General features: G+C 53.8%; 15 protein-coding genes and 2 riboswitches. Of the genes, 8 read left to right on the forward strand and 7 right to left on the reverse strand.

Going from position 1 to position 14366, the window contains the following annotated elements:
- Positions 1–37: 37 nt before the first annotated feature.
- Positions 38–1534, reverse strand: a complete 1497-nt coding sequence (locus tag EVJ32_RS14030) for a potassium/proton antiporter (RefSeq protein ID WP_131458841.1) — start codon at positions 1532–1534, stop codon at positions 38–40.
- Between the two features lie 154 nt (positions 1535–1688).
- Between EVJ32_RS14030 and EVJ32_RS14035 the strand changes: the two genes are divergently transcribed.
- Positions 1689–2624: an ATP-grasp domain-containing protein gene (locus EVJ32_RS14035; RefSeq protein WP_131458842.1), complete on the forward strand. Its 936-nt coding sequence runs from the start codon at positions 1689–1691 to the stop codon at positions 2622–2624.
- Positions 2625–2852: 228 nt separating this feature from the next.
- Here EVJ32_RS14035 and hemQ read toward each other — a convergent pair whose 3' ends face one another.
- Positions 2853–3626 (reverse strand): hydrogen peroxide-dependent heme synthase, encoded by a 774-nt coding sequence (gene hemQ, locus EVJ32_RS14040; RefSeq protein WP_131458843.1) that lies wholly within the window; start codon positions 3624–3626, stop codon positions 2853–2855.
- A gap of 337 nt (positions 3627–3963) precedes the next feature.
- Between hemQ and pta the strand changes: the two genes are divergently transcribed.
- The 4 genes from pta to EVJ32_RS16320 all read left to right on the forward strand — a co-directional run bounded on the left by pta (position 3964) and on the right by EVJ32_RS16320 (position 6249).
- Positions 3964–4953 (forward strand): phosphate acetyltransferase, encoded by a 990-nt coding sequence (gene pta, locus EVJ32_RS14045; RefSeq protein ID WP_131458844.1) that lies wholly within the window; start codon positions 3964–3966, stop codon positions 4951–4953.
- A gap of 77 nt (positions 4954–5030) precedes the next feature.
- Complete coding sequence (locus EVJ32_RS14050) at positions 5031–5750, forward strand: DUF2711 family protein (protein WP_131458845.1); 720 nt, start codon at positions 5031–5033, stop codon at positions 5748–5750.
- A gap of 35 nt (positions 5751–5785) precedes the next feature.
- Positions 5786–6085 (forward strand): rhodanese-like domain-containing protein, encoded by a 300-nt coding sequence (locus EVJ32_RS14055; RefSeq protein ID WP_016508292.1) that lies wholly within the window; start codon positions 5786–5788, stop codon positions 6083–6085.
- Complete coding sequence (locus EVJ32_RS16320; RefSeq protein WP_016508312.1) at positions 6085–6249, forward strand: hypothetical protein; 165 nt, start codon at positions 6085–6087, stop codon at positions 6247–6249. The genes EVJ32_RS14055 and EVJ32_RS16320 overlap by 1 nt, the downstream gene beginning before the upstream one ends.
- Before the next feature lie 38 nt (positions 6250–6287).
- On the opposite strand, the gene folE2 is transcribed toward EVJ32_RS16320, so the two are convergent.
- Positions 6288–7196, reverse strand: coding sequence for a GTP cyclohydrolase FolE2 (folE2, locus tag EVJ32_RS14060; protein ID WP_016508342.1), 909 nt, complete (start codon positions 7194–7196; stop codon positions 6288–6290).
- Positions 7197–7450: 254 nt separating this feature from the next.
- Between folE2 and EVJ32_RS14065 the strand changes: the two genes are divergently transcribed.
- Entirely contained in the window at positions 7451–8281 is an 831-nt protein-coding gene (locus EVJ32_RS14065) for a TerC family protein (RefSeq protein WP_131458846.1), read from the forward strand.
- A gap of 42 nt (positions 8282–8323) precedes the next feature.
- On the opposite strand, the gene EVJ32_RS14070 is transcribed toward EVJ32_RS14065, so the two are convergent.
- Genes EVJ32_RS14070 through EVJ32_RS14085 form a run of 4 tightly spaced genes read right to left on the reverse strand, consistent with a single transcriptional unit; the run spans position 8324 to position 11286 of the window.
- On the reverse strand, positions 8324–8857 hold the full coding sequence (locus EVJ32_RS14070; RefSeq protein ID WP_131458847.1) for a cupin domain-containing protein: 534 nt from the start codon (positions 8855–8857) through the stop codon (positions 8324–8326).
- A gap of 13 nt (positions 8858–8870) precedes the next feature.
- Positions 8871–9488 (reverse strand): methylthioribulose 1-phosphate dehydratase, encoded by a 618-nt coding sequence (locus tag EVJ32_RS14075; protein ID WP_131458848.1) that lies wholly within the window; start codon positions 9486–9488, stop codon positions 8871–8873.
- A complete protein-coding gene (locus EVJ32_RS14080; protein WP_131458849.1) occupies positions 9485–10135 on the reverse strand; it encodes a 2-hydroxy-3-keto-5-methylthiopentenyl-1-phosphate phosphatase in 651 nt (216 codons plus the stop codon). The genes EVJ32_RS14075 and EVJ32_RS14080 overlap by 4 nt, the downstream gene beginning before the upstream one ends.
- Positions 10132–11286, reverse strand: a complete 1155-nt coding sequence (locus EVJ32_RS14085; protein ID WP_131458850.1) for a 2,3-diketo-5-methylthiopentyl-1-phosphate enolase — start codon at positions 11284–11286, stop codon at positions 10132–10134. The genes EVJ32_RS14080 and EVJ32_RS14085 overlap by 4 nt, the downstream gene beginning before the upstream one ends.
- A 71-nt stretch (positions 11287–11357) precedes the next feature.
- Positions 11358–11460: riboswitch (SAM riboswitch) on the reverse strand.
- 205 nt (positions 11461–11665) lie between these two features.
- Positions 11666–11768: riboswitch (SAM riboswitch) on the forward strand.
- A gap of 81 nt (positions 11769–11849) precedes the next feature.
- Between EVJ32_RS14085 and mtnK the strand changes: the two genes are divergently transcribed.
- Together mtnK and mtnA are read left to right on the forward strand one after the other, a co-directional pair.
- A complete protein-coding gene (gene mtnK / locus EVJ32_RS14090) occupies positions 11850–13004 on the forward strand; it encodes an S-methyl-5-thioribose kinase (protein WP_131458851.1) in 1155 nt (384 codons plus the stop codon).
- The gene (gene mtnA, locus EVJ32_RS14095; RefSeq protein WP_131458852.1) at positions 13001–14035 is read left to right on the forward strand and encodes an S-methyl-5-thioribose-1-phosphate isomerase; all 1035 of its coding nucleotides are present in this window, start codon (positions 13001–13003) and stop codon (positions 14033–14035) included. Before mtnK ends, mtnA begins: the two co-directional genes overlap by 4 nt.
- Positions 14036–14366: the final 331 nt, after the last annotated feature.

A 14366-nucleotide genomic window follows, 5' to 3' on the forward strand; every position in this document is an offset into this window, starting at 1 on the left:
AACAAGGACCGTGCCCTGAGGCACGGTCCTTGTTCGTTCATAGCTCGACGCGTTCAAGCCCGTCTTCGCCGAACTTGCGATCGAGTTGGTCGTGACGATACGTCGAGGCGAGGACGTACAATAAGTCGCCCGGCTCAATTTTCGTCTGTCCGGTCGGCGGGATCAGATAGTCTTTGCGGACGATCGCATTGACGACCGTGTTCGGCGGTAACGTGATGTCGGCGAGCGTGCGTCCAATCATTGATGACGCTTCTGTCGCCACGTACGGAACGAGCTGATGCTGTGACTGTTTACTCGATACGAGCGCGATCGTATACGGCGAGCGGATCTTATCCGGGCCGAGCAGGTTCAGTTTGGCCGCGAGTGGTGTGAGCGTCGTTCCTTGAATCAACGCGCTCGTCACGACGACGAAGAAGACGGCGTTGAAGATGAGTTGGCTGTTGTCGATCCCGGCGATGAGCGGGAACGTCGCTAGTACGATCGGGACCGCTCCTTTTAAGCCGGCCCAGGAGATGAACAGCTTTTCCTTATGCGTGAACGGCATCGCGATCGTCGATAAGTAAACGGCGATCGGACGGGCGACGAACATGAGGAAAAATGAAATCAACAGCCCTTTCCAAATGAGTTCTGGGTCGAACAGTTGTTTCGGATAGACGAGAAGCCCGAGGATGACGAACATGATAATTTGCATGATCCAAGCGAGCGCCTCCGAAAATTGGACGATGGTCACTTCATGGGCGGTGTGGGCATTCCCGACAATCATCGCGGCAAGATAGACGGCGAGCAAGCCGCTGCCAGCGAAGTAGGCGGCCACACCATACGTCATGAACGCCATCGAAATCATGAGGACGGCGTGCAGGCTGCTTGATTCAAGGCGCAAGTGATTGAGCATGAGCCGTGACAGGTTCCCGAGCATGTACCCGGCGAACGCCCCGACAATGATCTGTAGGATGAACATCCAGATGCCGTCCCAAATCGTCGTTTCCGGTTTCAACATGAAGTCGAGAGCGAGGATTGTTAAAAACATCGCCATCGGATCATTCGTGCCGGACTCGGTTTCGAGTGTCGCGCCGACTTTCGGCGAGATATTCTTTCCTTTGAAGGCGGCGAACACGGCGGCGGCATCGGTCGAGCCGATGATGGCACCGAACAGGAAAGATTCAATCCAGTCGAAACCGAATACGAAACGAACGGCCACGGCGACGAGCCCGGCCGTCAATAAGACGCCGATCGTCGCGAGCGAGGCGGACGGGACGAGGACACTCCGAAACGAGGCCCATTTCGTCTGCAGACCACCTTCGAACAAAATAACGATCAGAGCGGAAATCCCGATCATCTGGGCGAGGTTCGAGTCATCGAAGAAAATTAAGCCGGTGATGTCGCTGCCCATGATTATGCCGATGCCCATGAACAAAAGCAGGGCGGGCAGGCCAAAACGGGTCGACACGCGCGTGGCCAAAACTCCTGCGACAAGGAGGAGGCCGAACAAGAGGATTGAAACGTCTGTACTTAAAATAGGTGCGGTCAAACACATCACTTCCCTTTGAAATTGTCACTTTTCATATAGATTATTAAGTTCATTATACCATGAAACCGTTATGAAATAAGAATGAACGTATCATCAATTATGCTAATTGGAATAGTCGGATATCGGTGTGGTACATTAGGAGTATCAAAGGGGGATTCATATGGCTAAAATTCACGTCTTGCATGAAAACAATGAGTGGACGGACCATCTCGTCCAACGGCTCGAGGAGTTATCGCTTCCATATGAACTGTGGCATTTAGATGAAGGAATCATCGATATCGAAGCGACGCCGCCGGATGGTGTGTTCTATAACCGGATGAGTGCCTCGTCACATACGCGCGGGCATCGCTACGCGCCAGAGCTGACGGAAGGGGTACTTGCCTGGCTCGAGGCGAACGGACGGACCGTCTTCAACGGGACACGGGCGATTCGCCTCGAAGTGAGCAAGGTCAACCAGTATACGGCGCTTCGTCAAGAAGGGATCCGTGTGCCGAGGACGATCGCTGCCGTCGGAAAAAAACAAATCATCGAGGCGGCCGAGAAGCTTGGCATGAGCCCGTTCATCACGAAGCATAACCGGGCTGGTAAAGGGCTTGGCGTGCAGCTGTTCCATTCGATTGAGGCGTTGAAAGGGTATGTGTACGGACCGGCGTTCGAGGACTCGGTCGATGGCATCACGCTCATCCAACAATATATCGAAGCGCCGAAACCGTTCATCACGCGCTGTGAATTTATCGGCGGAAAGTTCCTCTACGCGGTACGGGTCGACACGTCGGAAGGGTTCGAACTATGCCCGGCGGATGCGTGCTCGATTGAAGACCAATTCTGCCCGGTCGGCGAGACGCCGCCGGCCAAATTTGAAATCGTCGACGGGTTTGCCGATCCGATCATCGATCAACTAGAAGCGTTCTTGGTAAAAAATAATATCGCAGTCGCGGGGATCGAGATTATCGAAGACCGTGACGGTAACGTCTATGCGTACGACGTCAACACGAATACGAACTATAACTCGGACGCGGAAGCGAAGGCAGGTCAATACGGCATGCTAGAACTCGCGACGTTCCTTGGCGACGCGCTTCACGCGAAGACAAAATAAGGGTCAGGCTTTCGCCTGACCCTTTCGCTGTGTATGTTGTAATTGTTGTTCAAATCGAATTTGGACTAGCTCTGCTGTCGGGGCCATTCGTTCAATGAACGAATCTAAACGTTTTGCAGTGTCTCGATCTGATTCCTTGAACACGCGCATCGTTGTTCACCTCATTGATCATTGTTGTAAGTGCCTCTACAACGATGTTTCCCGAGGGAGTCGATGCGTAAACCTCAATCAACCGAGGAATGTGCCGAGTTCTTCTTTTGGAAGGATGTTTCCGACGTAGAAGTCACCAAACTCGCCATATTTGGCGCTGACTTCATCGAAACGCATCTCGTAAACAATCTTCTTAAATTGGAGCGAGTCTTCCGCGAAGAGCGTGACGCCCCATTCCCAGCCGTCAAATCCGGTCGATCCGCCGATGAACTGCTGGATCTTGCCGGCATAGCTGCGGCCGATCATGCTGTGGCGGTACATGAGGTCTTTCCGCTCGTCCATCGACAGCGTATACCAGTTATCCTCGTCACGGCGCGCTTTGCTCATCGGGTAGAAGCAGATGTGGGCCGTTTTTGGCAACGTTGGGTACAAGCGCGAGCGGATGTGCGGGTTCTCGTACGGATCCCCGTCACCAGAGCCACGGTACATGCCGAGCTCGATGACCGAGACGTAAGAGTACGATGGGATCATAAAGTCGTACAGTTTCGTCTTACGAAGGGCGAGTTCGACTTGCTCGAGCTCTTTGAACGTCGGACGAAGGACCATGAGGACGACGTCCGCTTTTTGACCGAGGATTGAATAGAAGGCGTGACTGCCTTCTCCGCGTGTTTCGACGTCTTCAAGCGAGGCGAGGAAGGCGACGAACTCCTCAATCATTTCTTGACGCGCCGCCTTGTCGACTGCTTTTAGACGTGTCCAATCGATCGAGCGGAAATCATGGAGCGTATACCAACCGTCTAATGTGGCGGCTGCGTGCTGTGTTTCGGTTGTCGGTGCTGGACGTTCTGACATGAAAAAACTCCTTTCAAGACTTGGCTTCGCTGTTTATTTTACCACAGACACTTTACAGCCTGGCAAATTTGGCGCTGTCTGTGAGGCTAATCACAATCGAGACGAGGAAAGGGGGAAAGCGGACGCAGAAATGTAAACGGCTTCACAGCAACCTGTATCAGTCATAAATACATAACTGTTCTATTCATATAATGACTGATTTCAAGCGATTTATGACGATATGGGCAGAATAGTTTATTTTAAAAAAAGGACTGTGTATAATAAAACACGCATACGGACAAATGTGTCCTAAAGAGAAAACATAGATATCTTCCAATCGAAAAGGAGTTCACTTACCATGAAATTATTTGACACGTTGAAGCAAAAAGTCAGCCCGATTCGTCCGACCATCGTCTTAGCAGAAGGCGTCGATGAGCGCGTCCTTGGAGCTGCAGTCCGTTTAAAAAATGACGGCATGGTCAACCCGATCGTCGTCGGTCCGAAAGCGGACATCGATGCAGTCGCAGCGAAACACGGCTTTGATATCTCGAACTTGACGCAGTATGACCCAGCGACATACGAAGATATCGACACGCTCGTCGAATCGTTCGTCGAGCGCCGTAAAGGCAAAGCGACGGCTGAACAAGCTCGTGAATTGTTGTCGTCAGATGTGAACTACTTCGGTACGATGCTCGTCCACACGGGCAAAGCGGAAGGTCTTGTCTCGGGTGCGATGCATGCGACGGCCGATACGGTCCGTCCGGCACTTCAAATCATCAAGATGCAAGAAGGCATCAAAAAGACATCAGGTGTGTTCATCATGGTACGTGACGATGAGCAATACGTCTTCTCGGACTGTGCGATCAACATCGCACCGGACGCGGCCGACCTTGCCGAGAACGCCTACTTGTCAGCGTTGACGGCGAAGACGTTCGGCATCGAGCCGCAAGTCGCGCTCCTCAGCTTCTCGACGAAAGGTTCGGCGAAGTCGCCTGAAACCGAGAAAGTCATCGAAGCGACGCGTCTCGCCAAAGAGAAAGCGCCACACCTTCCAATCGATGGTGAGCTTCAGTTCGACGCAGCGTTCGTCCCGAGCGTGGCAGCGAAGAAAGCACCGGGCTCTGAAGTTGCCGGTAACGCCAACGTGTTCGTCTTCCCGAGCCTCGAAGCCGGGAACATTGGCTACAAGATGGTTCAACGTTTCGGTGGATACGAAGCGATCGGACCGATCTTGCAAGGTCTCAACAAGCCAGTCAACGACTTGTCGCGTGGCTGTAATGAAGAAGACGTCTATAAATTGACGCTCATCACAGCGGCACAAGCGATTGACGAGCGCAACGAAGCGTAAGTCAGAAGCATCTTCCCACAGCGGAGGATGCTTTTTTTGATGCATAGTTGTAAACTATTGGAAAAGGAGGCGGTCACATGGAGGAGATTGAGGGAGCCATCACTTTACCGGAAGGACATCGCTACGCCATGTTCGGCGGTGGAGATGATTTTCCGATTAAAACTTACTATGAGGGCGTGTTTGAAGAAGTGTTCGTCGCGTACCATCCGTTTCTCGGACCGATAGAAGATCCTACCGCAATTGACCGATATGTCGAGCTGAACAAAAACGAAGTGGAACAGCATTTTCGTGCCGTCGCATGGGAAGATATGCGCCGCCAACTGGGTTTTGAAGACGTCAAACGTATCGATCACGCACTCCGAACGATGATTGGGGCGTTGAAACCGCATGCCGAAGATAAAGAAGGCGCAAATCGAATCATCGAATTTTGCGAGCGCGAGAATTTACTCCCACCTGGCGAAGGCGAGCTGTCTGATTTCTTAAAGAATCGGGTATTAAGGGCGCTTCTGGAGACGGGAGAAGAATGGATATGGAGCGGCGACGAATTTTGTACGGAGCGCCATCTTATCAACATTCGAGAAGTTCTTGCAGCCGATACATGGGACATGAATCATCGCACGTTTTTCGGCTATCAGCATGATTGGCTCATCGTACCGCCATGGGATAGCCACTTCACTTTATTTTGCGGCAGTCAGTCTTGGGTAAGTGACATGGTCGAACGTTGTGGTCTGAAAGGTTTCTACTGCGATGACGAGACGACCATCAATTGGAGTTTGTCCGACACGAAACTGAGGTAAACTAGTAGGGGATAACAATTTAAGGGGGAAACAGCATGCAAAGCATCCATGCAACCGAATTACGTGAAAAGCTTGAGAACGGGGAGTCGCTCCACATCATCGACGTACGCGAACAAGACGAGTACGACGCGGGCCATATCCCGAACGTGCCGCTCTATCCGCTGTCTGAATTCCCGGGCGTGACCGAGAAGCTCGCGCAAGACAACGTCTATCACGTCATCTGCCGCTCGGGCGGACGCAGCCAGACGGCGTGCGACTATTTGGAATCGGAAGGGTTCAAAGTCGTCAACGTCGAGGGCGGCATGCTCGCTTGGGACGGTGACGTCGAAGCGTGATGCTCGACAATCCGTGGGTCGTCATTCCGCTCTTGATCGTCCTCTATTTGACGGTATACGCGTTCGTGAAGCGTCTCGACTGGAACAGATGGCGCACCATCTGGGCGGTGTGGATCGTCCTGATTGTCCTTTTGTTGACGATCCGCCTCATACAAAGTGTATAAAAAAACGAGTGAAGCCAAGTATCTGGCTTCACTCGTTTTTAGTTGTCACGTTTATCGAACGTGATTGACGCGATGGCGTCGTGCTGGTGGATCGACTCTTCGTTTCGGCATTCGACGAAGAAGTTGACGACTTGTTTCATCTCGTACAAGTCGGCTGCAATCAAGCGGACCATATCTTCGACGAAACGCGGGTTTTCGTAAGCGATTTCTGTAGCCCGTTTCTCATCCGGACGTTTTAAGACCGGGTGAAGTGGTGCCGATGCGTTCGACTCCGCCGCATCGAGCAATGCGAGTCTCCAGTCGAAGCCGTCGAGCGACGCTTCGTCAAGACCGGCTTCGATTGTGATGTAGCCGCGCTGGTTATGGGCGCTGTATTCGCTGATCTCTTTTGAACATGGGCATAGCGTCGTCACGTTGATGACGAGACCGACCGTCACGCTCGCCATACCTGTCTCGAGGTTGTATGTCACGTTGTGCATGACGTCAGCGTTCATAAGACCGCTGAGGCCCGTCGCCGGTGCTTTCCGGCTGAAGAACCATGGGTAGCGGACCGTCAATTGACCTTCCGTTTGTTCCATACGCTCGGCGAGTTCTTGGGCGAACTCGATGAGCGAGCGGTTTGATAACGTCCAGCCTTGCGTATGGTACGCGTCGAGCTGTTCCGTCAAGCGTGACATGTTGATGCCTTTACGATCTTGGACGAGTGATGTCGTTAATTCAAACGTTGCGACCGTCGCTTGGATGCCGTCTGGCGTTTCGATGTTGACGGGATGTTTGACGTTCGAGATCCCGACGCTGTCGAGTGCGAACAAGAAGTTCTTAGGTGTATTTTGAAGATCGACCATTTTATCTTTTTCTGTCGGTTTCGTACCTTTGACCGGCGGGACCGAGCCGAATAGTTTATGTCGTTCTGCTTTAGTAGGTAAAGCGACATGGCTTGTAGACATAATCGGATTCTCCTTTTTTAAGAGGGCAAATGACCGCCACTCGTTCTTGTTAGGATTTTATCACGAAATGGATACAAACTGGGTATCATTTTGCTTCGCGAACATGCTTTGAACCTGTTCTGCGGAAAAAACTTCAGACATTGAACGAAAGAAGATTGATTTAATTTACGCACAGAAATAAAATGTTCCTGTGAACTTAAAAATAGATCACTGTTAAATATGAAAGAACACACAAAAAAAGGGGATGTTTTTAAATGGATTGGCAGTTAATCCTGCAGTACGCCTGGATCATCGTCGTACTCGTCGGTCTTGAAGGGCTACTATCTGCAGACAACGCGCTCGTGTTGGCCGTCATGGTCAAGCACTTGCCGCGGACAGAACAGAAGAAAGCGCTATTCTACGGTTTATTAGGAGCGTTCGTCTTCCGCTTCATCGCATTATTCTTAATCTCGTTCTTAATCAACGTCTGGCAAGTCCAAGCACTCGGTGCCCTTTACTTGATCGGGATGAGCGCGCGACATCTATATATGACGTACAAGGCGCGCAAGATGGATCCAAGACAAGACCTCGCCGCTGAGGCGAAAGAAGAGACGGCAATTACCGAGAAGCCGGTCACGAAAAAAGAGTTTTGGTGGACGGTCGTAAAAGTCGAGTTCGCCGACATCGCTTTCGCGGTCGACTCGATCTTGGCAGCGGTCGCACTCGCAGTCAGCTTGCCGCCGCTCGGTCTTGGAGAGATCGGTGGAATCGACTCAGGTCAATTCTTCGTCGTCTTGACGGGTGGACTCATCGGGGTCATCTTGATGCGATTCGCGGCCCGCGTCTTCGTGAAGCTGCTGCATCAACGTCCGACACTTGAGACGGCCGCCTTCCTCATCGTCGGCTGGGTCGGTGTGAAGTTGACGGTACTCGTCCTCGAACACCCTGGCTTCAAGGAACTGATTGCCGGTACACCGTTCGCGTTCATGGGTCTTCCAGACGGTTTTGTCCACTCGTTAGGTTGGACACTGTTCTTCTGGTCGGTCATGGTCGGGATTGCTGTTTGGGGTTGGTTCTCTTCCAAACCGACAGCGGTCAAGCATTAAAAAAATCCTGTCTTTCGCGTATGCGGAAGGCAGGATTTTTTGTTAGGCAGTCACGTCTTGCTTCTCGTAGATCGGCACCCAGCCTTCTGTCGTCACGAAGATGCGGACGGCGACGACTTGGCGGTCGTCTTGGAGCGTGAAGTAGTGGCGCGTGTTCACCGGGACCGAAATCAAATCGCCGGGATTGAGTTCGATGTTGAAGTAGCCACGTTCGGCGTCGTCGATGGCGAAGATGCCGTGCCCGCTGACGATGAAGCGGACCTCGTCGTCCGTATGATGGTGTTCCTTTTGGAAGTTGACGAGCAGTTCGTCCAAGTTCGGTGTCGCGTCAGACAGCGAGATGACGTCGGCCGTTTGATAGCCGCGGCGCTCCGACACGTCTTGAATCTCGTCACGGAACGTTGCGAGGATGGCTTGCTTGTCGTCGTCCGTCAGTTCGTAGTTTTCTTGAAGCGCGACCGGAAGTTTAGCGATGTCCCACTGCTCATACAGAATACCGCGCGATTCTAAAAATACGTTCACTTCAGATTGGTCGACGAGACGTTCTTCGGTTTGTTGGAAATAGACAGTTGCCATAGATAGTTCCTCCTTATGAATGGACGCCTAAGGCGCGTAGTTTTAACGTGTAGCTGAACAAAAATTCGTATGCTTCTAAATAACGTTTCGCCGCAGCCGGCGTCTCGCCCCAGACCGTGATGCCGTGATTACGGATGAGGACGGCACCGGCGCTTGAATGGACGTGAGGCGCGAAGGCGGCCGCGAGCGTCGGGATGTCGGCATGATTGTCGATGATCGGGACCCGGACGACCGCGTCCTCTTCCCAATACCCGAGTGCCTTGATGATCTCTTGCCCCGTGAAGACGACCTCACCGTTCACGGCATGGAGCTCGGAGATGACGTTGTTGTCGACCGTGTGCACATGGAGTGAACACGTCGCCGCAGTCTTGTTGAACACCTCGACGTGTAGCAACGTCTCAGCGGACGGTTTGCCAGTTTGTTCGCCAAGTAACCTGCCGGCCGCGTCGACGAGGACGAAATCGTCCGCGGTCCGTTTTCGTTTATCGCGTCCGCTCGCCGTGACGAGGAAGGTCAGCGGGTCGTCGGAGACACGAATCGCCAAATTGCCACTCGTTCCGGGGAACCAGTCGCGCGCGGCGAGTTCGTCTTTAATGTCGGCGAGTTCAAGCCAACGTGCGGTCACGCTCATACGTGCACCTCCTTCATGTGATGGGTGATGTCGTCGAACGTCTCGAACGGGGCGTAGGCGATGCCTTCTGCTTCACAGAGCGTGATGAGTTGCCCACGGGCGTAGACGAAATCGGCCCGTTTGGCGATCTCGAAGTCGGTCACCGAGTCACCGATGACGATCAAGCGATCAACGGGATCGACGATCGTCCGGGCGATTGTCGGTTTGCAGCAACCACAATCATTCGTGCAATGCGCGTCACAGGCGTAGGGCCAGTCGACGCGTACCGTCTCGCCCGAGAAGTCGGCGACGTTACAGTAGATGTGGTCCGGCGCGACGTGGTCTTGCAAGATCGGGTACACGAAAAAGTCCATGCCGCCGCTGACGACGTCGAACTTCCAAACTTGTTGCCGGACTTCTGCCAAAAACGTCGAGAAACCTTGGCGCAAGGTGATGCGGTCCAGCAAGTAGTCACGGTACGCCGAAGCGTCAGCGCTCGGCAACAGCTGGAACATCTGTCCGACCCCGGAGCGGATCGAGATGTCTTGAGCGAGCACGTCGTCTTTGAGCGCGTGCCATTCGGGCGGTGCGAACGCCCGCATCAAAGCGATGATGTTGTCCTCGGCCGTGATCGTCCCGTCGAAGTCACACAAGATGTGAATCGTCATTGTTTTGACCACGCCTTTAGCGCGGCCTCGAGCTCGTTCGTCTGGCTCGCCACGCCCACTACTTGCTCAATCGCTTGTCGGAACGCCCGGGCCCCGGCAGCCGCGCCGTCTGGGTGACCGTGGATGCCGCCGCCGGCGTTGATGACGACGTCTGTGCCGAAATCACGGATGATGTCCGGGACGAGCCCCGGATGGATGCCGGCCGACGGGACCGGTAGAATCGGCTTCGCCCAGTGCGGCCGAGCACTGCTATCCCGAATCGCGAACGCCTCATCGGACGGTGTCGCGAGTGAACCGTATGGGGACGGGAACAGCGTCAAGTCGGCCCCCGCGAGGCGGAACAATTTCCCGAGCAAGAGCGAGTGGCTGATCGAGCCGGTCAAGGCGCCGGCGAACGCCGGATGCGCCAAAATCGGGACGTTAATTGTTGGATCGCTCGCGAGTTCGCGGAGTGTGTCGAGCCCGTATGTATAGACGTTGAACAACAGTGCCGTCGCGCCCGCCTCGATCAAGCGGAGCGCTTGGTCACGTAGCCCGAACACCGGACCGCTGAGCGTGATGGCATAGAGCGAACGTTTCCCGGTCGTTTCGAACTGTTCTTGGATGACGGCCGCCCCGATTTTAGCTCGTTCAAGCGACGGAGTGAGCGGATTATCGTATAGGATTTCATCATCTTTGACGATGTCGATGCCGCCGGCGAGCTGGTCTCGAAGTTGCTGTTCTAAGAAGCGTAAATCACGGCCGATGATCCCTTTAAAGATGCTCATGACGAGCGGGCGATCATGGACGTCGAGCAACTCACGAACGCCTTGAACACCGAACTTTGCTCCGGGGAATTCAGACGCAAGCGTTTCGGGTAACGTCAAGTCGATCAAGCGTACCGAGTCATCGAGCGATAATTTCCCGAACGTCGTCGTCAAGATGGATGAGAAGTCGGGCGTGACGTTATGGAGCGGATAACGGATTGTGAAGCGACTCGTCGTTTCCGTGTGCGTCGTTGAGACGACCTCGCCCCGATACGCCTTTAATTGTTCTTGCTCTAGGTGGGGCAGTTCCGTCCATGTGCCGACGGTCAGTTCAAGGGCGATTTTCTCGGCGACAGTCGCGACGCGGTTCGTCCGGCTGATTTCATATGTGGCAGTAATACTCATGTTCGTTCCTCCTTCCGGTCAAACAAAAAATGACCCCATGCCGAGGCAAGAGGTCATCATAAAAAAATGAACTCTTATCTCTCAGCTTACGCTGCAAGAATTAGCACCGTGCCCAATCGGGTCGGTTGCTGCGACATCATCGGGCTTGTCCCCTCCGTCTGCTCTTGATAAGAATGTATTTTGAAGTTGTGAAATTTAATTGAATTTTGTCACACAATATCCGGTTCGTCAATTCCTTTTTTTGAGAAAAAATAGTTGAATTCATTGTTTCTATATATGCCCGGGAAAAGACAACACCGGGTCCGAAAATTGACGTTGACAACTTGGTGCTCGAGTAAGTAACATTCATCACAACAAGTTCACACAATCGAATATGACACTCTTATCGCGAGTTGGCAGAGGGAATTGGCCCGATGACGCCGCAGCAACCGACCAGTAGGCACGGTGCTACATCCACCAGACATACGTCTGACAGATGAGAGGAACAACCGTTACGGCTGTGCCTCTTTCTCGCGGAGAAAGGGGCTTTTTTTGTGGGGAATATACCGAAAGGGGAAACAGACATGGCTTATCAACCATTTACAGAACAGACAGTCGTCGAGCACGTCAGAACGTTAGGGTTACTCGAAGATGGGGGCATCGCGCATTGCGAGGAGATCGGGGACGGCAACTTGAACCTCGTCTTCCGCATCCGTCAAGGCGAAACGAGCCTCATCGTCAAGCAGGCGCTACCGTATGCGAAAGTCGTCGGAGAGAGTTGGCCGCTCACACTTGAACGGGCGTGGATCGAGCAGCTCGCGTTGCGCGAATTCGCTAGCGTCGTCCCGCGTTTCGTCCCGGTCGTTCTCGGCAGTGACCGGACGCTCGCCTACACGATTTTAGAGGACTTGTCCGACTTTGATATCGTCCGGACGGGCTATTTGGAAGGGAAAACGTATCCTGAACTCGCCCGTCACATCGGTGAGTTTTTAGGACAGACGTTGTTTGAGACGTCAGACTATACGGCCGGCCCGATTGAGAAGAAGCGGAAAGAACGGGATTACTACAACCCGGAACTGTGCGACATCACTGAAAAACTGATCTTCACCGATCCGTACAAAGATGCCGAATCGAACAACATCGAAACCGCGCTCCGTCAGGACGTCGAAGCGCTTTGGCGTGACCAGAAATTGAAAGTGGAGGTCACGAAACTGAAAGTCGGTTTCGTCACGAAACACGACGCGCTCTTGCACGGAGACTTACATACAGGCAGTATCTTCGCGACGCAACAAGAGACGAAAGTCATCGATCCGGAGTTCGCTTTTTACGGACCGTTCGGCTTTGACATCGGGCAAATCGTCGCCCATTTGACGCTATCGACGTTCCATGACCCACTCAAACGGTTCGAACGGTTCACGGACGTATTGACGGTATGGGAGACGTTTGAGAAGACGTTCCGGACGAAGTTTGAGACGGCGGTCGAACCGTTCAACACGGACGGATTCGTCGATGAGCTACTTCAAACCATCTTTAGCGACACGATCGGCTATGCCGGATGCGAACTGATTCGCCGCGCCATCGGCCTCGCCGGAGTCGCTGACCTCGAGACGTTACCGGAAACGGTCCGGCTCGAGCGGAAACGGGAAGCGCTCACGCTCGGCACGACGCTCATTAAACAGCGCCACGATATCCGTTCGATCGATGATTTAGTGACGCTGTTAGCGGGGGTACGCGTATGACAGTCCAAAACATTCGCTTCGACCCGAACCGGGACGAGCTCGTCATTTTAGACCAAACGTTACTGCCCCATGAAGAGCGGTACGTGACGATCGCGACGCTCGAACAGGCGGAGCACGCCATCGAGACGTTACAAGTCCGAGGCGCGCCGGCCATCGCCTATTTCGGCGCATTCGTGCTCGCGAAAGAAGCGGTCCGCCTCCAGGATGACCCGGACTTCACACGCCGGCTCGACCTCGTCGGCCGTCGATTGATCGCGACCCGTCCGACGGCGGTCAATCTGCAAAACGTGATCGAGTCGCTTCTCGGATTCAACGTCGGAGACGACTTTGAAAGAATCGCGACTGACATCAAACATCGGGCCATCGCGCTGTTCGAGCGAGACGTCGACACGTATCGGGCCATCGGGGAGCATGCGCTCACGGTGCTGCCGGCAGGGGGGAACGTCTTGACGATCTGTAACGCCGGGGCGATCGCGACGTCGCGTTACGGGACTGCGCTCGCGCCGTTTTACGTCGGGAAAGAGCGAGGTATCGCGTTTAACGTCTTCGCTTGTGAGACGCGGCCGCTCCTCCAAGGGGCACGCCTGACCGTCTGGGAGCTCGACCGGGCCGACATCGACGTCACGCTCATCACCGACAATATGGCCGCTTGGACGATTCAGGCGAAAGGAGTCGACGCCATCATCGTCGGCGCTGACCGCATCACACGGACGGGTCACGTCGCCAATAAGATCGGCACGCTCCAGCTCGCCGTCCTGGCTAAACATTACGGGATCCCGTTTTACGTCGCGGCCCCGCACTCGACGTTTGATTTAACGGCGGACGATGTGATTCAAATCGAGGAGCGGAGCGCGCTAGAAGTGACCCATATCGGCGGACAACCGACGGCGCCGGTCGGGATCACCGTCTTTAACCCGGCGTTTGACGTCACACCGCCTGAACTGATCACCGGACTCATCACCGAAGCGGGCGTGTTCGAACCGACGGAGACGGACATCACACACCATGTAGGGGGAACGATTCACGTGTGAAACAGCAGCTCCGTGCTTGCCCGAACGATGAAGTGTGACCGTCTTGGTATGAGACGGGAAATGGCCATATCTTCTTGGTCGACAAAGGCACCGGGCAGCAGAAAAGCCCTCAGAATCTATCCGAGGGCACTGAAAAACCTCCGCTCTATCCGAGCGTGAACAGAAAAAAGGGCGATTGGACCGACTCAAGTCGGGACAATCGCCCTTTTTCCTTGCCCTTATCCTGTTTTTTCTTTTGAGAGGGTGATGATCCGCTTCAGGTTTACCGCGATGATCGCCATCACGCTCTGTAACGTCATGCCTTTCAGGTCTGACGTTTTGTTTCGCGCCA

Source organism: Exiguobacterium sp. SH5S4 (assembly GCF_004337045.1).
Lineage (GTDB): Bacteria > Bacillota > Bacilli > Exiguobacteriales > Exiguobacteriaceae > Exiguobacterium > Exiguobacterium aurantiacum_A.

Bases quoted from the DNA above. Each gene is read 5' to 3' on its own strand.
- EVJ32_RS14070 (WP_131458847.1), bottom strand. From the start codon at position 8,857: ATGGCAACTGTCTATTTCCAACAAACCGAAGAACGTCTCGTCGACCAA.
- folE2 (WP_016508342.1), bottom strand. From the start codon at position 7,196: ATGTCTACAAGCCATGTCGCTTTACCTACTAAAGCAGAACGACATAAA.
- EVJ32_RS14050 (WP_131458845.1), top strand. From the start codon at position 5,031: ATGGAGGAGATTGAGGGAGCCATCACTTTACCGGAAGGACATCGCTAC.
- hemQ (WP_131458843.1), bottom strand. From the start codon at position 3,626: ATGTCAGAACGTCCAGCACCGACAACCGAAACACAGCACGCAGCCGCC.
- EVJ32_RS14035 (WP_131458842.1), top strand. From the start codon at position 1,689: ATGGCTAAAATTCACGTCTTGCATGAAAACAATGAGTGGACGGACCAT.
- EVJ32_RS14065 (WP_131458846.1), top strand. From the start codon at position 7,451: ATGGATTGGCAGTTAATCCTGCAGTACGCCTGGATCATCGTCGTACTC.
- EVJ32_RS14085 (WP_131458850.1), bottom strand. From the start codon at position 11,286: ATGAGTATTACTGCCACATATGAAATCAGCCGGACGAACCGCGTCGCG.
- EVJ32_RS16320 (WP_016508312.1), top strand. From the start codon at position 6,085: ATGCTCGACAATCCGTGGGTCGTCATTCCGCTCTTGATCGTCCTCTAT.
- EVJ32_RS14080 (WP_131458849.1), bottom strand. From the start codon at position 10,135: ATGACGATTCACATCTTGTGTGACTTCGACGGGACGATCACGGCCGAG.
- EVJ32_RS14030 (WP_131458841.1), bottom strand. From the start codon at position 1,534: ATGTGTTTGACCGCACCTATTTTAAGTACAGACGTTTCAATCCTCTTG.
- mtnA (WP_131458852.1), top strand. From the start codon at position 13,001: ATGACAGTCCAAAACATTCGCTTCGACCCGAACCGGGACGAGCTCGTC.
- EVJ32_RS14055 (WP_016508292.1), top strand. From the start codon at position 5,786: ATGCAAAGCATCCATGCAACCGAATTACGTGAAAAGCTTGAGAACGGG.
- mtnK (WP_131458851.1), top strand. From the start codon at position 11,850: ATGGCTTATCAACCATTTACAGAACAGACAGTCGTCGAGCACGTCAGA.
- EVJ32_RS14075 (WP_131458848.1), bottom strand. From the start codon at position 9,488: ATGAGCGTGACCGCACGTTGGCTTGAACTCGCCGACATTAAAGACGAA.
- pta (WP_131458844.1), top strand. From the start codon at position 3,964: ATGAAATTATTTGACACGTTGAAGCAAAAAGTCAGCCCGATTCGTCCG.